The following is a 19,237-nucleotide window of genomic DNA, read 5'->3' as shown; positions in this document are numbered from 1 at the left end:
CCCCGCTTTATGCTTCTTAGTAGCGGTAGGTGTCGGGCTTGTACGGCCCAGCCACGTCCACGCCGATGTACGACGCTTGGTCGTTCGAGAGCGTGGTGAGTTCCACGCCGAGTTTGCTCAGTTGCAAGCGGGCGACTTTCTCATCAAGTTGCTTCGGAAGCACGTAAACCCCGGGAGCGTACTTGCCGCGCTCTTGCCACAGTTCAATCTGCGCCAAAACTTGGTTCGCAAACGACGAGCTCATGACGTAGCTTGGGTGACCCGTGCCGCAACCAAGGTTGATCAGGCGGCCCTTGGCGAGCAGGATAATGCGCTTGCCGTTCGGGAAGATCACGTGATCTACCTGCGGCTTGATTTCTTCCCACTCGTACTGCTCCAACGCGGCAACTTCAATCTCGTTGTCGAAGTGGCCGATGTTGCAGACAATCGCCTGGTCCTTCATCGCGGCCATGTGGTCATGCGTAATCACGTTCTTGTTGCCGGTGGCGGTGACGAAGATGTCTGCCTTGTCGGCGGCGTAGTCCGTGGTCACCACGCGATAGCCTTCCATTGCCGCCTGCAGCGCACAGATCGGGTCGCACTCGGTGACCCACACTTGGGCGCTCAGAGCGCGCAGAGCCTGCGCACTTCCCTTGCCCACGTCGCCGTAGCCGCAGACCAACGCGACCTTGCCGGCGATCATCACGTCGGTGGCGCGCTTAATGCCATCCACCAGCGATTCGCGGCAGCCGTAAAGGTTATCGAACTTCGACTTCGTCACCGAGTCGTTCACGTTGAAGCACGCAAACGGCAGCTTGCCGTCCTTTTGCAGCTGATACAGTCGCTTCACGCCGGTCGTGGTTTCTTCGCTAACGCCCTGAATGTTCGCCTTGATCCGGCTGTAGAAGGTCGGGTCTTGCGCAAGCTTGCGGCGGATCGAATTGAAGAAGCAAACGGCCTCTTCGCTATCCGGGTTGTCGAGCACCGAGATGTCGGTCTCCGCTTGGCTACCCAGCAGCACCAGCATGGTGGCGTCGCCCCCATCGTCCAGAATCATGTTAGGGGTGCCGCCATCTTGCCACTCCATAATGCGGTGCGTAAAGTCCCAGTACTCGTCGAGGTTTTCGCCCTTGAACGCGAATACGGGGATCTTCTGGTCGGCAATCGCCGCCGCCGCATGGTCTTGCGTTGAAAAAATGTTGCAGCTCGCCCATCGAACCTCGGCGCCAAGCGCAATGAGGGTCTCGATGAGGACCGCGGTTTGGATGGTCATGTGGAGCGAGCCGGCGATCTTTGCGCCCTTCAGCGGCTGACTCGCCTTGTACTCGTCGCGGATCGCCATGAGACCGGGCATTTCGGTTTCGGCGATTCGGATTTCCTTGTGGCCCCAAGCGGCCAGGTCCAGGTTCGCGACGTGGTAATCCAAGAATGTGGGAGAGGTTGTGTTTGAACTCATCTGCTTCAATCCTTTTGAACCCAGATCGAAAGCAAAACGCCCGCGATCCGGATTGATCGCGAGCGCCGTTAGTGTGCTGAGCCTGGTCTCCTTCGGAGATCGCAGCGCTCCTCAGCTACCCTCAATTATACGTCAAATCACTTGCGTTTGTAGGTCAAGAGCCACTGCGTTTCCCAAGTTTTCTGGTTGTCCGTCGAGAGTTGCCAATCCCAGGTGAATCCCGTTTTCGTGAAGTCGCGAAACACCATGCGACTGAACTGCTCGCCGCGCTGCGGGAAGGTCTGCGTCAGGATCATCTGCTTGGTCTCGGCGTTCCATCCACCGGTGAACGTCAGGTATGCCCCCGAATCATCCACCCAAGTCTGCCGCCACGTCTTGCTCGGCGCGTGGTACATCGTCCAACTCCGCCCCGCAAAGCCGGTCATGCTGAAGTTCTCCTCTATCACCTGATTCTTCAGCTGCTTCTTGATGATGTTGGTGCCTTTGGTCACCGTCCACTCATCCTTTCCGGGTGCTGAGCGCATGCGGCCCTCGCTGGACCACTTGCCAACCCAGAAATCGAACTCGGTATTGACGGGCGGAGCGGCGGCTTGAACAGCCGTGACGGCGAGAGCGAGCGAAGCTAACATGACCACTTGTACGTCAGTCGCAAAAGAGAAGTGGCCGAATTAGCCGGACTTCTCTTCGCCATCTCCGATTGGCATGTGCTTTGCGCGGAGCCGCGCCAACGCGTCTGCCGGAGCGGCCTGCTTCTCTTGAGCCAGGGCGGCCAACGTCATGCGCATGCGCTCCAAGAACGAGCCGCAGCGTCGGCACCGCGCCGCGTGGGCCAAAACGTAAAGGCGCCGAATCGGGCCAAGTTTGTCGTCAGCGGCTTCTTGAAGCAGCTTTTCCATGCCACGGCACGGAGGACCTTCGGTGTTGTGATGTTTCATGATCTTAGTGGGACAGGCCCAATTCTCGAATAACGCGTTCTCTCAAAAGTTTTCTGCCCCGGTGCAACCGGGAATTGATCGTTCCGACCGGCACATTCAGCACCAGCGCCGCCTCGTCCCGGCTCACTTCTTCGATATCGCACAGGGCGATGACGTGCCGGAACTCGTCCGGCAAGGCAGTGAGGATTTTGCTGAGGCCATCGCCAATGAGACGCCAATCAATCTCATGCCAAAAGGTGTTGTCCATCGGCTCTTGCGAGTCTTCAATGGGAACCTCCGGCCGAGCTTTAGCCCAGCGAGCCGAGGCGAAGAACTCATTGCGAAGAATGGTGAGCAGCCAGGCTCGCGGATGGCGTCCATCGAACCTCGGCCACGCTTTGGTGGCTTGGAGGAGCGTTTGACCAACGATGTCCTCGGCGTCCGTATCGTTGCCCGTAAGTTGGCGAGCGACCCGAAACAGAAGTTCGAGATTCTCGTCAATCGCCAGCGCGAGGCTGGACTTTGTTCCCGGTTGGCGTGAGCGGTTAAACATGGTGGTCGGTGCGTTTGTGCCCCGCCTTTCGGGCGGGGCCGGTTGTGGGGTTGAGTAGCTTCAGCGGGCCATCATCGGCTTGCTGAACTTTGCTTCTCCCAGGTTGACTTCTGCATATGAGCACCAGATTTGCACCTTGGCCACGCTCTTGATGTAGGACGGCAGCTGAATCGACCGGTTTTCCATGTCGTCCTTGATGCGCAGTTGCTTGAGCAGATAGACGTTACCCTTGCTGTCCACGACCTGCCAGTGCGGCGCGGGCGACTTCGGGGTCTTGAAGTCGTCGCTGAGCGTGAGGGTGATCATGCCCTTGTTCATGCTAGCCGAGACGGTTCCGCCATTCACTTCAATTCCGGAGAATTTGGACGACGTCATCATCATCGCCATTGAGCCTTGCTTCATGCCGGGCTTCATGTCTTGCGACGCGTGAGCTTGGGTGATCGCCGGAGCGAAGGTCGAGAGGCCGAGGGCGAGGGACAGAGCGATTGTTGTGAGTTTCATGTTGTTGTGATGAGTGGTTTCAAGGTCGGGGCGAGCGAAGCTAGATCGCAAGCGAGAGTGACGAGCCGGACTTTTGCTCTTGATCCGAGCGCAGGGCGGCGGAAGCTTTGACCGTTTTCGTTTTGGGATCAACGAGAACTACCGAGCGGTAAAGCCAGAGGTCAAGGTCTTTGGAGACGGAAAATTGTTGAGTGGCCGCGGACTTCGTTGCGCCCAAGAATTCCTTGGTCACCTTCGAAATGTCCACCGACTTGGAGTAGGTCTCCTTCTTAAGGAGGTAGAGCTCGAGCCCTTTCACCTTGACACCCGAGAGCCGCAGGAGGCGTTTGCCGTCGTTCTCGATCATATCGGCGCGACCGGCCGCGCCGGAGAACTTGCCGCCGGTAACCTTGATCTCGCCGAACGCAGCCAGGCGGGTGCTCGCCACGGTGGGGAGCGATGCCTGAACCTTTTCGGACTTCAGCTTGGCTCCACCGAAGGAGACGTTGAAGCGCTTGCACCAAATGCTCACCGCTTGGTAGGAGCTAATCTCCGTGCCGGCCGGCAACACATAGTTCTGATCGCCGTGATTACCCTTGATCTCGCCGAGATCAAGATAGTCGTCGCCGAACTTCTGGGCGTTGTCGCCGCGGACCAGCAGCACCCGTACGTCGGGACCGTTCGAAGTCTTGAAGTTCGTCAGGCGAAGGATGGTCTTGCCGCCGTCGTTGATGAACTGAGCGTTGCCCACGGTTTCGTGAGCGAAGCTCTCGAATTGGCCGGCGGCGAGCACCTTGCTGGTCGCGGCGCTCGGGGCCGATTCGTTGACCGTCTTGTTGATGAGCGCCAGTTCGGGGCGGAAGAGTGCCCAGCCGGCGATGGCGACGGGAATGGCGGTGATAAGGAGGATTTTCTTGGTCTTGTTGAGTGCCATGTATAGTCAATGCGACACCCCCAAAATTCCATCCACAAAATGAAAAAAAGCCGAGACCTGCGGGTCTCGGCTTTTGATTTGAACCTAAACTAGGTTACTTTGCGGCGGCAGCCTTGTTGGCGGCCAGCATCATGCGCGATTTGCGGCGCGCGGCTTGGTTCTTGTGGATGATGCCACGTTGCACGGCCTTGTCCAGAGCCTTGACGGCCTTGGTCACGGTATCGGCCGAACCTTCGCCCTTCGCCTTCTTGATGTAGGTCTTCAAGCTGCTCTTCATTGCGAGGTTCACGGCTCGCTTCTTCGCGTTGCGGCGAAGATCCTTCTTCATTGACTTAATGTTTGCCATTGATAATTTCCAGTAACGTCAGATGATACCCAACTTTTAGCGCTTAATGAGGAACTTCTTCTTGGTCTTGTCGAAGCCCTGCTCCACCTTCTTGGCATCGAAGTGCCAAACCGGCGAACCGCTGCGCTGATAGAACGAGTGGTAGTTGGTGAGCAAACTGGCCACGAGGCGGCGGCGCGTGCGGCGCACTACGTTGAGTTCCCACAGGATCGTCAGGAAGTCAGCACCCTTCGGCCAGTGCGACATCACTTCTTGCAGCAACTGCAAGGTGGACTTCCCTTCGGCCTCGGCTTGAATCGTGCGCAGTTCTTCCATGCGTTGGTTCGAGATGAACACAACCGGGTCGGTTTGCTCCAGCCACGAGAAGTTAAACACGTTCGGCTTGTGCGTCTTGCTCAGCGTAAAGACCGCGCCGGATTCGACCGGTTGCTCGAAGAACCACTCCAGCAGACCGAACATCAGGCGAGCGTCCGAGTTCAGCCAGACCTGAGCTTCGCGACCCGCCGGGTCCACGAAAATGAGTTCCTGAATGCCAGGTTGGTCGTCCATCCAGCCAGTGGGAATTTGCGACATCGGGAACGTCCCGATTTCGCGGTGAATCGTGCGGAGCACCAAGCGGAGGGTTTCCGGCTGCTGCTTCGGCGCAGGAAGAATTTCTTCGTCCAGCACGTCGGTGGCCAGCGGGTGGTTCAGCAACTTGCGCAGGGTTGTGCTGAGACCTTCGTCGGTGATTTCCGAATCCACATAGTCGCCATCCTCGTCAGTGATGTCGCTTTCTTCGAAGTCAAAGACCTCGGGCACCGAATAGATAAAGTCGGGGGCGGTCTTCGGCTTGCGGAAGCGGTCGCCGCCAACCCACCAGACTCCGCCGTGATCCACGAGCGCCTTCTTGAGGTTCTCCAGATCGTCGGGGAACGTCTTGACGCTCGGCGTGATTTCGTAAAACTCTTCCAGGAGTTGCGTGGCGGGCACCGAGTCTTCGCTGCCGACGATCTTCTTGACGATGCGCTCGACGTCCGCGGCCTTAACTTCGATCGGCTGAACGTCTTCGATTTCCACCGTCGGGGCGATGCGGTCAGCCAGTTTCACGGCTGTGCTGATCCACTTCTTGGCGTCTTCGAGCGGATAGAGCACGCCATCGGAGCCGTGCACGAAACCGTCGGTGCTGAAGAGAGCGACCGAGAATTCGCGCCAGTTGTAGAAAAGGTGGGCTCGCGGGTCTTGCGAGTTTTGGCTTTGCCAAACCACGGCGCCGAGCGCTTTCACGTTCACCGCGCCAGTCTTCTTGAGCGCTTCTTGCACGCTGCCCTTGGCCAGCCAGTTCACTCCTTCGAGCTTCGCGGCGAGCGCGGCGACGTCTTCCGCCTTCACACCAAACTTGGTGTAGGCCGCATCGGTGGATTCATCGGTTGCGGCAAAAGTCCACGACCGAAGGCAAACTTCGAGGTTCTCGGTGATAAACAGTTCGGGCGCGCTGTTGGCCAGGCGCATAACTTGCGCTTCAACTTCGGATTCGACTCCACCGCGCAGGAGGCAGACTTCGCGCACGACGAGTTCGATCGGCATCGGGCCGCCGAAGCGATCCACGATCAGGCGCACGCATTCGAGAACGGGACGACCGGCCCCTTCAATGCGGGCGGCGGGCACCCAGCGGCGCTCGTGATAGGCAAACTTTTCTTCGTTCGAGGCGAGCAGGGCTCGAATGCTGCCCAGCGTCAAGCCGTCCTTGCTCAGGTCTTCTGCGATCTCGCTGAGCTTTACCACCGACTGCAGTTCGGTGAGCTTTTGGAGAATCAAGCGGTCGGCGTAGGCCCGCGCACGGGCTTCTTCGGGTTGAATTTGAATCGCTTTTGCCAAGGGTTCCTCGTAGTCTCGTCGAGAGTGACGCGAATTTCTATTGTAGCATTTTTGGCCCTGGCTATGCTCAAAACGAACGGGCGGCGATCCAACTGGATCGCCGCCCGCCCACGGTTATCGAGGAATCTCGCTTACTCGTCCGAAGCGTCGAACGAACCGGCGAGGATGGTGTAGTCAGCAATGTCGACAATCGCATCCTTGTTGAGGTCGGCACCTTCCACGTAGTTGCCTTCACCAAAGTTTGCGTCGAACGCAGCGGCAAGGATCGTGTAGTCACCAATGTCAACAATGGTGTCGTTGTTCGAGTCGCCGTTCGGCAGGGTCACGTTGACCGAAGCCGTGCCGTTGATGACGTCGAACGCGACCACGCGGCTGATCCACGTCGGGCCATCAAAGCGAATCTTCGCCGTACCGGTGATCGACGGGTGGAGCACCACACTGTAGTTGAAGTTTTGCGTCGCGGCATCCACGATGTAAGCCGTCGTTTGGACAACGTTGTTCGCCGAGTCCATCACTTGCATCGAAATGCGGACCTTGTCGCTGTTCGGAACTTGACCAGCGTAGTTGCCCAGGTTGATGACACCGGCGGCCTTGTTCGCAGAAGCTTCGACGATGCGGTACTTGCCGTTCAGGATGTCGAGTTCAAAGCTGTGTGCACCCGCGCTGGCCGGGGCAATCGCGATGTTGTTGGCTTCGCCAAGGTCGTTGCCGACGTTATACGACCAGTCGCCGCCCGTGCCGCGGAACTTGAATTCGTTGTTGCGACCGCCATCGAGGTCAGCCACAGCCGATTCGACCGAACCGTTCATGGTCATCGGAATACCGAAGCCCCAGCCGGTCAGTTCGCCAATCAGTTCGTACGTCGTGCCCACGTTGACGATGCCCACGCGGCGCGAGTTGGGAAGCCAACCGTCGTTCGGAGTTTCCACATCGTAGAGGCGGCATCGGATTTCGCCCGAAGCGTTCACGCGAGCGCGCAGATTTTGGAAGCCGCTCGGTTGCACGATGGTCCAGTCGGCGTTGCCCATCTTGAATTGGTGGTCGTCGCCCGGGTTGAGGCCGGTAACCGCAGCTTCGTATGTTGTGCCCGACTGCAGCAGAAATTCGGCGCTAGTGTCCCAGTTGTTGATGGAACCGCGGAGATAAAAGGGTTGTGCCTGAGCTACGATGCCCAGTCCAAGCGTCATCGCGAGGATTGCAAATTTCTTCATGATTTTCCTACCTTTATAGCAAGAGAGTTGCCCAAACGAATTGTACACCGAAAATACGTATTCTTAACCTAAATTTTATGAATGATGTATGAAATACCGGCTCGGCCCACAAGCTGTAAACTCAAATGATGCGGGCGGTAGTTCAAAGGGTCACCGAGGCCGAGGTGTGCATTTCTGGCAAAATTACGGGGCGAATCGGGCCGGGCTTCCTCGTTTTGGTCGCCGGGGCAACCGACGACACGGACGCCGACGCCGTCTGGTTGGCCGACCGCATTTGGGGCATGCGCATCCTCAGCGACGCCGACGGCAAGATGAACCTCTCCCTGGCCGATGCGGGCCTCAGCGAAATCTTGGTGGTCAGCCAGTTCACGCTCTATGGCGATGCCCGCAAGAGTCGTCGCCCGAGCTTTGTCGGCTCCGCGCCCTATGATCGTGGCCTTGAGCTTTACAACCAGTTCACGGCCGCGCTGCGCGCATGTGGAGCCACCCTTGCCGAGGGCGTGTTTGGCGCGAACATGCAGGTCAGCCTCGTTAACGACGGGCCGGTCACGCTGATTTTGGACAGCCGAGCCTAACTGCGGTAACTCGCTTCGATCACGACATCTTTGATGCCGGGCTTGTTTTTGAGTCCTTTCGCCATGCCTTCGACGATGGCGCGGAGGTCCTGCCCTTCCGACTCCGAACCCTTCACGGTCTTGAGCGATCCGCGAATGGATACGATGCCGTGGTGAACGCGAACATCGGCCATGGTGGCGTCAACGCCAAACTTGGCGAGCATGGCTCGCACGTACTTGGTGCTAGAAACATCGGCGGGATCGGTAGCCATGCCTTACTCTACTTCGATTTCTTGGTCTTTGTTTTGCTCTTGCGACGAATTGCGGCTTGCACCGCCTCGTCAATCCACAATCCCAGCTGCTCGTCGGAAGCCATGATCTCTTCTGGCAGCTCACGGTAAGCGTCGCTCACATTGCCATCCCACACCCACGGCTCCATTCCCCGCTCTTCGTACTCGCCCTTGCTGTGGTCGTCCACCTTAAAGAACAGGCGATCATCATCGAGCAGCGCGAAAAACACGCCATCCACATAGAATCCAGCCCCGCCGAACATCTTTCGCCAGGTCACCGGGCGAACTCCTTGCAACACAGCCACCGTCGAATCGAACACCTCTTTTGTCAAAGGCATAGCGTTACTGTAGCGGTTTCTCGCTGACCCATGTAAACTGCCCGCCATGAGTTCGTCCGAACGACGCGGCATGGCCATGCACACCAAGGTGCTGCTCGGCCTTCTTTTGGGAGCGATTTGCGGGGCGATCGCCCAGCAGATGGCGTGGCCCTTCCTCGAAGGCTTGGTCACCAACGTGATGAAGCCGATCGGGGCGATCTTCCTCAACCTGATCTTCATGATCGTGGTGCCGCTCCTGTTTTCGGCGCTGGTGCTGGGTGTGAGCGAACTCGGCGACGCCGCCAAAATCGGGCGCGTCGGCATGAAGTGCCTTGCCTTCACGATTTTGTTCAGTGGGATCGCCGTCGCCATCGGCGTGGGCATGGTCAACACGTTCAAACCAGGCAGCGGCTTTACGCCCGAGCAGGTTCAGAAACTGGAAACCACGATCGGCAAAAAAGCCGATGCGACCAAGAGCGTCGAGAAATCCAAGGAAGTCAAGTCCGCCGCGGACACGATTGTCGAGTTGATTCCTCGCAACCCGCTGGAGCAGGCGGTGAAGGCGCTCGACGGCGGATTGCTGCCATTTATGGTGTTCGCGCTGATCTTCGGCATCGCTTTGGCCGGGGTGGAGCCCGAGCGCGCCGCGCCCGTCAAGGCCTTTTTGGATGGGCTGTTTGCGGTCTCGCTGCGCATCATTGACATGGCGATGAAGCTCGCGCCCATCGGGGTGTTTGCGCTGGTGTTTTCGGTCGCCGCGACCTTGGGGCCGGAGGCATTTATCGCGCTCGGCAAGTACGTCGTGGTGGTGATGGTGGCCCTGCTCATCCACCAGTTCGTGGTTTACAGCGTGATGCTCCGCGTCTTTGCCAAGCGCAATCCGTGGCAATTCTTCCGGCAGATTCGCTCGGTGATGCTCACCGCATTTTCGACGAGCAGCAGCAACGCCACGCTTCCGACTGCGCTCAAAGTCGCCGAGGAAGAAGTTGGATTGCCGCCAACCATCAGCCGCTTTGTGCTGACCGTGGGCGCCACCGCGAACCAAAACGGAACTGCGCTGTTTGAGGGGATCACTATACTGTTTCTGGCGCAAATGTTCGGCGTAAGCCTCGATCTCGGCCAACAGCTCACGGTGATGGGGCTCGCGATTTTGGCCGGGGTGGGAACCGCGGGCGTCCCGGGTGGCGCGTGGCCGATGATCGCCCTAATCTTGGTGAAGATCGGCGTGCCTGCCGAAGCCATCGGCATTTGCCTTGGCGTGGACCGAATTTTGGACATGAGCCGCACCGTCCTGAATGTGACCGGCGACATCGCGATTGCTGCCTGCGTGGCGGGGAGCGAGCGCGAGCTTCCGGCTCCCATCGAGGCGTAACAAATGCTCACCTCCGCCATTGCCGCCCTTGTCTTTGCTCAGGCCGGGCCCAGTCTCTTTTCGCAATTGTTCTCGTCGCGAGACGTGACGAACGGTTATCAAGACTATGTCATCGCCGCGGACATGGCCAAAACGAAAAATCTGCGCGAACTGACGCGCTCGGATGCGCCGGTCCTGGAGAAGGCGAAAAAGATCGCCGTCTTGATGGAGCCGATGATCAAGCTCATCGAGGACGGGAATCGCAAGCCAGCGACTCGTACCGGTCTCGAGGACTGGACATCAACCTTCCCTGAGCTGACGCACTTTCGCGAGTTGCTGCGTGGCACGTACGAAACTGCCTACGCCGAAGCGGCCGCCGGCCAGTGGCAGAAGTCAACTAGCACCATCCTCACGGGGCTCAAGTTTAGCCGCCGTCTGGATGCGAACATAATTTTCCGATTGGTTGGTATTGCCGGCGATGGCGTCGGCCTTATGACGTTGTCGCGAACCATTCCGCGCTTGCCCGTGCCCGACTTGGAGCGGCTCGACCGCGAACTTGATCAGATGTTGCGAGGCGACGAATCCACCCTCAACGCAATATCGGGCGAGATCGGCGGAGCCATCAAGATGTTCACCGACTTCCAAAAGGATCCTCGCGCGCACAAGGAATTCCTCGTGAACGCGGAGGGCGAAGAACCGGAAACCAGCAAGAAGTTGCGTGAACTGAGCCCGCAAGACTTGGCGCGAGAAATTGGGAGCGCGATCTCCATACTTCGTGACGTCGGCAGCCGCGCCATTGAGACTCTCAAGCAACCTGAGAAGAACTGGGTGATCGACGTCCCCACGGTCGGCTTCTTGGACGACCTCATGCCGGACTATACCGGCTGGCTGAGCGTCATGGCACGGTCACGCACGCAGTTGCGGCTGGCTCGCCTGATGGCAAAAGTCGAGCTTTATCGGTGGCAGCACGCCCGGTTGCCGGGTGCCCTGAAAGACTTCACCGCCGAAGCTGATCGCCACGATCCGCTGAGCGGCAAGGACTTTGTTTACGCTCAGACTGGCTCGGGTAGCTATGAAATCTACTCTGAGGGCGGCTTAGAGCAGGGGCGGATCGACTTGGTTTACACCCGTTCGACGCCGCAATTCCCAGCTGAACCCTAGGCGTCTTCGGCCAGAATCTTGCGGCGGTCGCGGACGGCCTTCGCCAGAGCCCGCAGGCTCGTCGCGGTTTCGTCCCAGCCAATGCAGGCGTCGGTCACGCTCATGCCGTAGGTCAGCGGCTTCGCTTCCACGTCTTGTCGCCCCGCGATAAGGTGGCTTTCGAGCATCACCCCGATTACGCGCGTGTCACCGGCCGCGAGTTGCCCCGCAACATCGGCGAGAACCACCGGTTGACGGGTCGCGTCCTTGCCGCTATTCGCGTGCGAACAGTCGATCATGATGCGGCTGGCGAGACCCGCTTTCGCGAGAATCGTGGCCGCGGATTCCACGGAATCGGCGTCAAAATTGGGCGACTTTCCGCCCCGCAAAATCACGTGGCAATCTTCGTTTCCGGCGGTGGAGACAATCGCGCTGATGCCGCCCTTGGTGACCGAGAGGAAGTGGTGCGGCACCGCCGCCGCCTTCATCGCGTCCACGGCCACGCGGACGTTACCGTCGCTACCGTTTTTGAACCCGACCGGGCAGCTGAGACCACTCGCCAGTTCGCGGTGAACCTGCGATTCGGTGGTGCGCGCACCAATCGCCCCCCAACTCACGAGGTCCGAGAGATATTGGGGCGTGATCATATCGAGGTATTCGGTCCCCGCCGGCACGCCGAGTTCGTTGAGGTCGAGCAAGAGCTTGCGCGCCAGTCTCAGCCCCTCGTTAATTTGGTAACTGCCGTCCAGGTAGGGGTCGTTGATGTAGCCCTTCCAGCCGATCGTGGTGCGCGGTTTTTCGAAGTACACGCGCATGACCAAGAGCAGGTCATTCTCTAGCTCGTCCTGTAGCCCTCGCAACCGTTGCCCGAATTCGATGGCGGCATCGGCATCGTGGATGCTGCACGGCCCCACCACGACAAGGCAGCGGCTATCCGAGCCGTGCAAAATGCGGTGCGCGGCCTCGCGCGCCTGCTCGACGGTCTGCTCAGCGCGCGCAGTGATCGGGAACTCACGCATGAGGTGCATCGGCGGCGCGAGCTCCTTCACGGCGCGAATGCGCAGGTCGTCCGTCCGCCCGGAACGAGAAGTCATGGCAGGATTCAGTGCAGGATCGGGGCCAACGGACGATTGATTCGGGGGAAAACTATTTGACATCTTGTTGACTCTTGCGACCGTCTCTTAGTATATTCTCTAGAGAACAATGGAAGACCTACGGTCGGCTGGCCTCATCACCACGAATAAAGCGGCAGAACTCTTGGAGTGTACTGTCCAGCACGTCCGCTTGTTGATTCGCGAGGGGCGCATCGAAGGGGTACGAGCAGGACGCGACTGGCTTGCCCTCACGGATTCCATTGCGGCTTACGACTCTGAGCGCAAGGCGAAACCGCAACTCACCGCGATCAAGGAACCGCCCCAATTGGAGACCCTTTTCCCCGACCTTGAGTTCGCACCCGCCGTCAACGTTGCCTCGGTTCCGCAACGAAGCCCATTTCGCTATCCAGGCGGAAAAACGTGGCTCATTCCGCTGGCCCGAGCATGGATGGCTTCGTTTCCACTCGGAACTACTCGACTTCTGGAGCCGTTTGCGGGTGGGGCGGGAATCTCCCTCGCCGCGGTCTTTGAGAGATTTGTGGAACTGAGCGAACTCGTCGAACTCGACGCCGATGTAGCCGTAGTGTGGCGTGTAATATTTGAAGGCTGCGGAACTCAGCTTTGCGATAGAATCCGAACCTTTAGGTTCAACGTGGACTCGGTCAACGAGATCCTTCAAAGCAACCCAACGGAACAAGTGGATCAGGCGTTTCGAACCATCATTCGAAATCGCGCGAGCCGAGGAGGAATTCTCGCGCAGGGAGCGGGGCTGGTTAAGACCGGCGAAGCTGGAAAAGGAATTGCAAGCCGCTGGTATCCCGAAACACTTGCCAAGCGAATTCTTGCGATCGACCAACTGCGACACCAGTTTCGGCTAACCGAGGGTGATGGCATTCGGGCTCTTCAGGGCTCAGCCGAAGATAGAAGGACGGCCCACTTCGTTGACCCGCCCTATCCGGTTGCCGGAAGGAGGCTCTACTCTCACCACGAACTGGACCACGAAGCGCTGTTTGGAGCTATGCAGAAGTGCCGAGGCCCGCTGTTAGCAACCTATGATAACAATCCGTTCATTGAGTCCTTGGCCCGTCAATTCGGCTTCCAAACTCGGCTGGTTCCGATGAAAAGTACGCACCATGAACGAAAGCTGGAGCTCCTGATATCGCGAGATTTCAGTTGGCTGCCCGAGAGCGCAACCGCTCGGTGATGTCAAGCTCAAACTGCGACAGGGTCACAGGCACGCCATTCGTGAGGCCCTCGACTGCTCGTTCCAACGTCGTCATGTGCACCGTCCGAGGCATGAGTTCGAATCCGTCCTTCGCCTGATCGAACCCAACAACGAACCATGCAATATCGGCGTTCGATATATGGCTGACAGTTTCCATTTTGCCGAGCGACTCAAAGAAAGCTTCGTCGACGACAACCGCCATCTTTTTGCCCCAGCGCCGCAATGTCGGTACCTTGATCTGAAGCTGTGGCATCAGCCTTTTTGGCCCAGAACTACGGTAATCGGGGCGCCGAATCTTTGTCGGGAAATGGAGGATTCCGTCCGGCGTGGCCGCAATGCTCTTGAAGTCATCTGAAAACGCAGGACCGCTAAAGTAAACCGCTTGCATTTCGACCGCACACCATTCCATGCGGCCCGCGATTCGACTAACCAATACGTTATCAATCCGACCAACGCTTGCTCCATCGCTCCCCAAAACCTCGTCGTCAAGTTCGCCTCGTGGGGACTTGAGGAAGGGGATTTCGCTCACCATCTCGGGGTTCTGATCCCCCAAGAGTTCGCTTCCTACCCAGTTCAACAGAGTGTTGCTCTGATAAAACCGTACCGGACACAGGCAACGCAAATTGCTATCAGGATGTACGGTTACTTCAGCCGCAACTCCAACTTTCCTGATAGAACAGATGCCGCTCTGTTTCGAGCAGGGTTTGAATACGCCCGAACGATCAGCCCTAAATGGGCAGATTGGTCGCTCGGACTGCGTTCGAGATTTGGCGGCTTCAATGAGCGAAACTCGTTCACTCTGGCTCAAACCGGCAAAATCGCGACCGAACCATTCGGCGATCCCGAACCGTGAGCCATCGTTCTTTTGCCTAGCCATCGGCCAATTCTACTCAGTAGGCGGCAATAGAGCCCCCGGCCACGACGCTTTCGCCGCGATACGCCACCGCGATCTGCCCCGGCGTGACGGCCCGTACCGGGCGCGAGAACACCAGCCGCGGACGCTCGCCGCCGAACAGGCGAGCCGGTTCGGCTTCCATGTTGTAGCGGATCTTGGCGCGCACCGGCAAGTCGTAAACGTCGTCGCCCACGGTGCCCCAGTGCATCTTCTCCAGCGGAACTTCGCGCCGCAGCAGGCTGTCGCCGTCGCCGATGATCACCTTCCCTTCGTTCGGGCGAAGGCCAATCACGTACAGCGGCTTGCCCGTGCTCAGGCCGAGCCCCTTGCGCTGGCCGACAGTGAACCCCACCACGCCTTCGTGGTCGGCCACCTTAGCGCCAGTGGTGTCAATCACCTCGCCTGGCTCAAAGAGGTCCGGGCGTTCCTTTCGCAAAAACTCGCGGTAGCCACCAGCCTCGCTCACAAAACAAATCTCCTGCGAGTCGGGCTTGTTCGCGACCGGAAGCCCATATTGCTTGGCCAATTCGCGCGTAATCACCTTTCCGCCGATCTCGCCGAGCGGAAACATGACGTGGCTCAGTTGCTGCTGATTCAGCATATACAGCACGTAGCTTTGATCCTTGATACCGCCCTTCGCGCGGAGCAATCGGTACTCGCCGGTTTCGCGATTTTGTCGCACGCGAGCATAGTGCCCGGTCGCGAGTTTGTCGCAACCGAGTTCGTGCATGGTCTGGAGCAGCGCCTCAAACTTCACCTTGCGGTTGCATTCCACACAGGGGTTTGGCGTGCGCCCCGCCGCGTACTCGTCGATAAAGTGGTCAATCACCGTCTCGCGAAACTTGTCCTTGTAGTTGATCACATACAAGGGCATGCCCAAAATGCGGCACACGCGACGAGCATCTTCTACCGCGCCCAGCGAGCAACACCCGCTATGGCGGGGGTCGCGCTGCGACTCCTGCCAAATCTGCATCGTCACCCCAATAACGTCATATCCGCGATCCATCAGGAGCGCGGCAACAACACTACTATCAACGCCGCCGGACATGGCGACGAGTACGGTGGGCTTCTTCGGCATTACTTTTTCAGCAGGTTCGCGTATTCGGGGCGATCCCACATCTCGATGATCACGCGATGATCGGCCGAACGGGTTGGCAAGCCTTCCGCGAACACGAGATACGTGGGGGTGGCCGAGACGCCGACGCGATCGGCGCTCGCCTTGTCCAGTTCTACGGCATCAATCAGCCATTGCGCTCCCTTCGAGAGCTCGGTTTCGAATCCCGCGCTAGAAACGCCGTTCGAATCCAGGACCTTGGCGATGCCGGCGGCGTTGCGAATCTCTTCTTCGTCGGTGGTGAAGAACGCGTCGAGCACGGGCTGGAACTTCCCTTGCTTCGCGGCGTATTCGACCGCCATCGCAGCGAGGTCGCTAAACTCGTGCCCCTCTTTGCCGGTGAGCGGATAATGCCGGAAAATGAAGCGGACCTTGCCGCTCAGCTTGGGCGAATTCAGCAAGGCGTGAAAGTCGGCATACGAGCGGCGGCAGCCGGGGCAATAGATGTCGGCGAACTCAACGACCGTGATCTTCGCGTCCTTCGGGCCGATCGCGTACTTGTCGGGATCGCTCACCACATCGCTCACCTTGACCTTGTCCAGGCCGGTCATGCTGGTCACTGGGTTCGTATTCTTTTGCTTGAGCGTCACGGCGACCAAGCCAAACATGGCAAGCCAAGCCACGCCGCCAATGGCCATAGGCCGCAGAAGATCAACTTCTTCTTCGTCATCAAGGCCCGACTTCAGCATGATCGAGCCCAGGAAAATCGCCATCATGATCGCGGCGGAGCTAAGGCACCAATCGCACCGTGCGCCGATGACCGCGAGGGCCACGTACTGCAGGTACATGCTGATCGCCGCGCCCGCGCCCGTTAGACCGACAATCACAGGCCATAGTTGGCGTCGAGTCTTGCCGGGCCGCGCCATCAGGCTAAACAGCACGATGAAATCCACGTAGGCGAGCAGGCCGTAGACCGCCACCGGCAACCCCAGCCAGGTCGCGCTTTTGTGCGTCAGCACCTTTTCGCAGGCTTCGGCGACCGTGCAAGAGAGGCTGGCCCCCATGTAGTGCGAGAGCGTGAGCGCCGAGGCGACAAACGCTCCGGCGAACGAAAGCAACATCAGCAGGATGAGAAGTTGACGGAATCGCACGGCTATAAGGGTACCTTTTTGACCCTAACACGCACGTTTGGCGCGGAGTTCCCTAGCCCGGGCGGCGAATTTCGAACGGCTGGGTTTCGGCCAAATCAATGTAGCCCGCTCCGCCGAGTCGCGCGATCGGCAACGGACCCTCCTCGATGTGGGCGACCAGCACTTCGCCGATCACATAGATCGCGTCGGGGCCGTGCCGCACCACCTCAAAGAGGCGGCATTCGAAGTGCGCATAGCTTTCCCGCACCCGCGCGGGTGCGACCGCCGTACTCGCCAACGGCGTGAATCCGGCGCGTTCCCACTCGCTGTCGTCAGCGTCGAGTTCCGCGGCAGTCGCATTCATCCCCAGCGCCATGTCGCGAGAGACCAAGTTCACCACGAACTCGCCGGTCTCCTCGATGTTTCGCAAGGTGTCTTTGGGCGAGCCATCGCGCTTGTGACCCGGGCAAAAAACGAGCGAGGCGGGGTCGCCGCCGCCGACGTTAAAAAACGAAAAAGGAGCCAGGTTCGCCACGCCGTTCGCGCCCATTGTGCTGACCAAGGCAATGGGGCGAGGCACCACCGTGTTGGCCAGCAGCCGATAGCGGTCGCGGGCCGAGAGGTCGGCCATCACTGAGCTCGTCATGCCGGCTCGATGACAACCGCGGTCCCGTACGCCAAAACCTCGGTGACCCCCGCCATGATCTCGGTCGCATCATAGCGAAACGAGATAATCGCGTTCGCGCCGATGAGGGCGGCGTGGCGCACCATGAGGTCGTAGGCGTCTGAGCGCGTCTTTTCGGCGAGTTCCTCGTAAATTGAGATATTGCCGCCGACGAGCGTTTGGAGCCCGCCCATAATGCTGCCGAAGACGCTACGGCTTCGCACGCGAATTCCACGAACCACGCCCAGCGAGCGCACGATTCGGTAACCCTCAAAGGCGAGGCCAGTTGTCACCCACTGGTGCAGGTTCGGCTGCTGGCTAATCGGTTGTTGCACGTGATAAGTACGGAGCAATGCCGGATGAGGATTCGGCACGGAGATTGCACCTCTGCCAAAATACAGCTGACCGATGACTCCCAAAACCGACGTCTTTATCTGCGGGGTGCCATTTTGGAACCCGACCTACGAGGATTTCTTCTCGTGGTGGAAGTCGGTGATTCAGGGCGAGGATCGCAGCAGCCCCATTTTGTGTCTTGCCAACCCTAACACCATTAACCTGATGCTTTGGGATGAGCAGGTCTACCGCGATCTGCAACAGTGCGACGTGTGGGTCAACGACGGCATTGGCATTCGCATCGCCAGCAAATGGCGCGGGGTGGATTCGCCGTACAACTTCGCCGGGACCGACCTCATGCCGCGCCTGTTTAGCGAAGACTTGCCGCAGACAGCGTTTTTCTTTGGTGCAAAAGACGAGGTCAACGAGCAGGCGTGCCGCATCATCACCGAGCGCCATCCGAACCTCAAGATCGTCGGTCGCATGCACGGCTACTGCGACTGGGATAACGACGCGGTGCCGATGATCGCCGACTCAGGCGCGGATATCCTGATGGCCGCCCTCGGCCAGCCCAAGCAGGAGCAGTTTATGATCCGCAATCGCGACAAGCTGAACGTCAAGGTCCAGGTCACGTGCGGCGGGATGTTCGACTTTTTCAGCGGCACCAAGCCGCGCGCGCCCAAGATCATGCGGGCCACCGGCATGGAGTGGCTCTATCGCCTAAGCCTGGAGCCCAAGCGCATGTTCCACCGCTACGTCCTCGGCAACCCCTACTTCCTGTGGCGCGCCTTGCTGGCGACCAAAGGCGACAAGCGCAAACTCGCCGAGCTCAGCGACGTTTCAATTCGCTAAGTAGCTCCGACTGCATCAGCGTCATCGAGAGGTCGCTGCGCGATCGCTCGAGCACGGCGCGGAGCGCGTCGCAGGTGCGGCGGAGTCCGCCCGTTACTGCGTCGGGATAGTCCAGCGTAATCAGGTCGTCGTAAATCAGATCCATGAACTCGAACACTCTTTTCGCACCCTCCAGATCGCCGTTGCGCATCAGGTCGAGCATGTATCGGCGTCCCTCGCTGGCGGCTTCGGCCACGCCGTTCACGTATGTGTGCGCCTCGACACCCAGTTCCGCTGGCGACGGCAACGGATGCTGATGAATCAGCCAATCCAGCGCGGTGGCTTCTACTAGCTCTTTTTCGGCATCTTGCAGATAGCCCGCGTGCAACACGTTGGGCGTGGCTTCAATCACGGAGCGGATCGCTCGGGCGCGCTCCCAACCACCGGCGATGAGGTCCCGCGCCTTCTCCACTTCATTTCGGTGCAGAGCGCGGATCGCTTTGCTCGCAATCTGAATGATCTCCCGCGATCCGGCCAGCGCCTTTTCGCGCGCGCCGTGCACGGCATCCAGTCTCGTGCGGACCGTTTCCAGCGCCGCTTCCCAATTTCGCATGATGCGGATTGTTACA

General features: G+C 59.1%; 23 protein-coding genes and 1 riboswitch. Of the genes, 5 read left to right on the top strand and 18 right to left on the bottom strand.

Annotated features, from left to right (window positions below; translation table 11 throughout):
* Positions 1 to 16 precede the first annotated feature (16 nt).
* The 9 genes from JNJ45_04880 to JNJ45_04840 all read right to left on the bottom strand — a co-directional run bounded on the left by JNJ45_04880 (position 17) and on the right by JNJ45_04840 (position 7,730).
* Positions 17 to 1,435 (bottom strand): adenosylhomocysteinase, encoded by a 1,419-nt coding sequence (locus JNJ45_04880; GenBank protein ID MBL8047997.1) that lies wholly within the window; start codon positions 1,433 to 1,435, stop codon positions 17 to 19.
* A gap of 53 nt (positions 1,436 to 1,488) precedes the next feature.
* A riboswitch (S-adenosyl-L-homocysteine riboswitch) is annotated at positions 1,489 to 1,552 on the bottom strand.
* A 20-nt stretch (positions 1,553 to 1,572) separates the two neighbouring features.
* Positions 1,573 to 2,064 carry a hypothetical protein gene (locus JNJ45_04875; protein ID MBL8047996.1) on the bottom strand — a complete coding sequence of 164 codons (492 nt, stop codon included), beginning with the start codon at positions 2,062 to 2,064 and terminating at the stop codon, positions 1,573 to 1,575.
* 39 nt (positions 2,065 to 2,103) lie between these two features.
* Complete coding sequence (locus tag JNJ45_04870) at positions 2,104 to 2,370, bottom strand: hypothetical protein (protein ID MBL8047995.1); 267 nt, start codon at positions 2,368 to 2,370, stop codon at positions 2,104 to 2,106.
* 4 nt (positions 2,371 to 2,374) lie between these two features.
* On the bottom strand, positions 2,375 to 2,902 hold the full coding sequence (locus JNJ45_04865) for an RNA polymerase sigma factor (GenBank protein MBL8047994.1): 528 nt from the start codon (positions 2,900 to 2,902) through the stop codon (positions 2,375 to 2,377).
* A 60-nt stretch (positions 2,903 to 2,962) separates the two neighbouring features.
* Positions 2,963 to 3,403 carry a hypothetical protein gene (locus tag JNJ45_04860; GenBank protein MBL8047993.1) on the bottom strand — a complete coding sequence of 147 codons (441 nt, stop codon included), beginning with the start codon at positions 3,401 to 3,403 and terminating at the stop codon, positions 2,963 to 2,965.
* Positions 3,404 to 3,443: 40 nt separating this feature from the next.
* Positions 3,444 to 4,316 carry a DM13 domain-containing protein gene (locus tag JNJ45_04855; GenBank protein ID MBL8047992.1) on the bottom strand — a complete coding sequence of 291 codons (873 nt, stop codon included), beginning with the start codon at positions 4,314 to 4,316 and terminating at the stop codon, positions 3,444 to 3,446.
* Between the two features lie 94 nt (positions 4,317 to 4,410).
* Positions 4,411 to 4,662, bottom strand: a complete 252-nt coding sequence (gene rpsT, locus JNJ45_04850) for a 30S ribosomal protein S20 (GenBank protein MBL8047991.1) — start codon at positions 4,660 to 4,662, stop codon at positions 4,411 to 4,413.
* 36 nt (positions 4,663 to 4,698) lie between these two features.
* The gene (locus JNJ45_04845; protein ID MBL8047990.1) at positions 4,699 to 6,519 is read right to left on the bottom strand and encodes a hypothetical protein; all 1,821 of its coding nucleotides are present in this window, start codon (positions 6,517 to 6,519) and stop codon (positions 4,699 to 4,701) included.
* A 131-nt stretch (positions 6,520 to 6,650) separates the two neighbouring features.
* Positions 6,651 to 7,730: a hypothetical protein gene (locus JNJ45_04840; GenBank protein ID MBL8047989.1), complete on the bottom strand. Its 1,080-nt coding sequence runs from the start codon at positions 7,728 to 7,730 to the stop codon at positions 6,651 to 6,653.
* A 128-nt stretch (positions 7,731 to 7,858) separates the two neighbouring features.
* On the opposite strand from JNJ45_04840, the gene JNJ45_04835 reads away from it, so the two are divergent.
* Entirely contained in the window at positions 7,859 to 8,305 is a 447-nt protein-coding gene (locus JNJ45_04835; GenBank protein ID MBL8047988.1) for a D-tyrosyl-tRNA(Tyr) deacylase, read from the top strand.
* Here JNJ45_04835 and JNJ45_04830 read toward each other — a convergent pair.
* Both JNJ45_04830 and JNJ45_04825 read right to left on the bottom strand, forming a co-directional pair.
* Positions 8,302 to 8,556, bottom strand: a complete 255-nt coding sequence (locus JNJ45_04830; protein MBL8047987.1) for a hypothetical protein — start codon at positions 8,554 to 8,556, stop codon at positions 8,302 to 8,304. The genes JNJ45_04835 and JNJ45_04830 overlap by 4 nt on opposite strands.
* A gap of 8 nt (positions 8,557 to 8,564) precedes the next feature.
* Positions 8,565 to 8,912, bottom strand: coding sequence for a TfoX/Sxy family protein (locus JNJ45_04825; GenBank protein ID MBL8047986.1), 348 nt, complete (start codon positions 8,910 to 8,912; stop codon positions 8,565 to 8,567).
* 46 nt (positions 8,913 to 8,958) lie between these two features.
* On the opposite strand from JNJ45_04825, the gene JNJ45_04820 reads away from it, so the two are divergent.
* Positions 8,959 to 10,263 (top strand): dicarboxylate/amino acid:cation symporter, encoded by a 1,305-nt coding sequence (locus JNJ45_04820; GenBank protein MBL8047985.1) that lies wholly within the window; start codon positions 8,959 to 8,961, stop codon positions 10,261 to 10,263.
* Positions 10,264 to 10,266: 3 nt separating this feature from the next.
* Entirely contained in the window at positions 10,267 to 11,403 is a 1,137-nt protein-coding gene (locus tag JNJ45_04815) for a hypothetical protein (protein ID MBL8047984.1), read from the top strand.
* On the opposite strand, the gene JNJ45_04810 is transcribed toward JNJ45_04815, so the two are convergent.
* On the bottom strand, positions 11,400 to 12,476 hold the full coding sequence (locus tag JNJ45_04810; protein MBL8047983.1) for a 3-deoxy-7-phosphoheptulonate synthase: 1,077 nt from the start codon (positions 12,474 to 12,476) through the stop codon (positions 11,400 to 11,402). The two genes, JNJ45_04815 and JNJ45_04810, sit on opposite strands and share 4 nt — an antisense overlap.
* Before the next feature lie 109 nt (positions 12,477 to 12,585).
* On the opposite strand from JNJ45_04810, the gene JNJ45_04805 reads away from it, so the two are divergent.
* A complete protein-coding gene (locus JNJ45_04805) occupies positions 12,586 to 13,680 on the top strand; it encodes a hypothetical protein (protein MBL8047982.1) in 1,095 nt (364 codons plus the stop codon).
* On the opposite strand, the gene JNJ45_04800 is transcribed toward JNJ45_04805, so the two are convergent.
* The 5 genes from JNJ45_04800 to JNJ45_04780 are packed head-to-tail and all read right to left on the bottom strand — an operon-like array spanning position 13,646 to position 17,767.
* The gene (locus JNJ45_04800; GenBank protein ID MBL8047981.1) at positions 13,646 to 14,578 is read right to left on the bottom strand and encodes a hypothetical protein; all 933 of its coding nucleotides are present in this window, start codon (positions 14,576 to 14,578) and stop codon (positions 13,646 to 13,648) included. The genes JNJ45_04805 and JNJ45_04800 overlap by 35 nt on opposite strands.
* A 13-nt stretch (positions 14,579 to 14,591) precedes the next feature.
* Entirely contained in the window at positions 14,592 to 15,674 is a 1,083-nt protein-coding gene (gene mnmA, locus JNJ45_04795) for a tRNA 2-thiouridine(34) synthase MnmA (protein ID MBL8047980.1), read from the bottom strand.
* The gene (locus tag JNJ45_04790; GenBank protein ID MBL8047979.1) at positions 15,674 to 16,801 is read right to left on the bottom strand and encodes a vitamin K epoxide reductase family protein; all 1,128 of its coding nucleotides are present in this window, start codon (positions 16,799 to 16,801) and stop codon (positions 15,674 to 15,676) included. Before JNJ45_04790 ends, mnmA begins: the two co-directional genes overlap by 1 nt.
* Positions 16,802 to 16,853: 52 nt before the next feature.
* The gene (locus JNJ45_04785; protein MBL8047978.1) at positions 16,854 to 17,426 is read right to left on the bottom strand and encodes a flavin reductase family protein; all 573 of its coding nucleotides are present in this window, start codon (positions 17,424 to 17,426) and stop codon (positions 16,854 to 16,856) included.
* Positions 17,423 to 17,767, bottom strand: a complete 345-nt coding sequence (locus tag JNJ45_04780; protein ID MBL8047977.1) for a YbjQ family protein — start codon at positions 17,765 to 17,767, stop codon at positions 17,423 to 17,425. Before JNJ45_04780 ends, JNJ45_04785 begins: the two co-directional genes overlap by 4 nt.
* Before the next feature lie 85 nt (positions 17,768 to 17,852).
* On the opposite strand from JNJ45_04780, the gene JNJ45_04775 reads away from it, so the two are divergent.
* Complete coding sequence (locus tag JNJ45_04775) at positions 17,853 to 18,629, top strand: WecB/TagA/CpsF family glycosyltransferase (protein ID MBL8047976.1); 777 nt, start codon at positions 17,853 to 17,855, stop codon at positions 18,627 to 18,629.
* Here JNJ45_04775 and JNJ45_04770 read toward each other — a convergent pair.
* A complete protein-coding gene (locus tag JNJ45_04770) occupies positions 18,607 to 19,221 on the bottom strand; it encodes a hypothetical protein (protein MBL8047975.1) in 615 nt (204 codons plus the stop codon). The genes JNJ45_04775 and JNJ45_04770 overlap by 23 nt on opposite strands.
* Positions 19,222 to 19,237: the final 16 nt, after the last annotated feature.

Source organism: Chthonomonas sp., from assembly GCA_016788425.1.
Classification (GTDB): domain Bacteria; phylum Armatimonadota; class Fimbriimonadia; order Fimbriimonadales; family Fimbriimonadaceae; genus JAEURQ01.
Note: the sequence above shows the minus strand (reverse complement) of the source record. Positions and strands in the feature narration are given on the sequence as shown.

Bases quoted from the DNA above. Each gene is read 5' to 3' on its own strand.
- mnmA (MBL8047980.1), bottom strand. From the start codon at position 15,674: ATGCCGAAGAAGCCCACCGTACTCGTCGCCATGTCCGGCGGCGTTGAT.
- JNJ45_04820 (MBL8047985.1), top strand. From the start codon at position 8,959: ATGAGTTCGTCCGAACGACGCGGCATGGCCATGCACACCAAGGTGCTG.
- JNJ45_04870 (MBL8047995.1), bottom strand. From the start codon at position 2,370: ATGAAACATCACAACACCGAAGGTCCTCCGTGCCGTGGCATGGAAAAG.
- JNJ45_04865 (MBL8047994.1), bottom strand. From the start codon at position 2,902: ATGTTTAACCGCTCACGCCAACCGGGAACAAAGTCCAGCCTCGCGCTG.
- rpsT (MBL8047991.1), bottom strand. From the start codon at position 4,662: ATGGCAAACATTAAGTCAATGAAGAAGGATCTTCGCCGCAACGCGAAG.
- JNJ45_04840 (MBL8047989.1), bottom strand. From the start codon at position 7,730: ATGAAGAAATTTGCAATCCTCGCGATGACGCTTGGACTGGGCATCGTA.
- JNJ45_04875 (MBL8047996.1), bottom strand. From the start codon at position 2,064: ATGTTAGCTTCGCTCGCTCTCGCCGTCACGGCTGTTCAAGCCGCCGCT.
- JNJ45_04775 (MBL8047976.1), top strand. From the start codon at position 17,853: ATGACTCCCAAAACCGACGTCTTTATCTGCGGGGTGCCATTTTGGAAC.
- JNJ45_04815 (MBL8047984.1), top strand. From the start codon at position 10,267: ATGCTCACCTCCGCCATTGCCGCCCTTGTCTTTGCTCAGGCCGGGCCC.
- JNJ45_04800 (MBL8047981.1), bottom strand. From the start codon at position 14,578: ATGGCTAGGCAAAAGAACGATGGCTCACGGTTCGGGATCGCCGAATGG.
- JNJ45_04860 (MBL8047993.1), bottom strand. From the start codon at position 3,403: ATGAAACTCACAACAATCGCTCTGTCCCTCGCCCTCGGCCTCTCGACC.
- JNJ45_04810 (MBL8047983.1), bottom strand. From the start codon at position 12,476: ATGACTTCTCGTTCCGGGCGGACGGACGACCTGCGCATTCGCGCCGTG.
- JNJ45_04805 (MBL8047982.1), top strand. From the start codon at position 12,586: ATGGAAGACCTACGGTCGGCTGGCCTCATCACCACGAATAAAGCGGCA.
- JNJ45_04825 (MBL8047986.1), bottom strand. From the start codon at position 8,912: ATGCCTTTGACAAAAGAGGTGTTCGATTCGACGGTGGCTGTGTTGCAA.
- JNJ45_04880 (MBL8047997.1), bottom strand. From the start codon at position 1,435: ATGAGTTCAAACACAACCTCTCCCACATTCTTGGATTACCACGTCGCG.
- JNJ45_04830 (MBL8047987.1), bottom strand. From the start codon at position 8,556: ATGGCTACCGATCCCGCCGATGTTTCTAGCACCAAGTACGTGCGAGCC.
- JNJ45_04785 (MBL8047978.1), bottom strand. From the start codon at position 17,426: ATGACGAGCTCAGTGATGGCCGACCTCTCGGCCCGCGACCGCTATCGG.
- JNJ45_04835 (MBL8047988.1), top strand. From the start codon at position 7,859: ATGCGGGCGGTAGTTCAAAGGGTCACCGAGGCCGAGGTGTGCATTTCT.
- JNJ45_04855 (MBL8047992.1), bottom strand. From the start codon at position 4,316: ATGGCACTCAACAAGACCAAGAAAATCCTCCTTATCACCGCCATTCCC.
- JNJ45_04770 (MBL8047975.1), bottom strand. From the start codon at position 19,221: ATGCGAAATTGGGAAGCGGCGCTGGAAACGGTCCGCACGAGACTGGAT.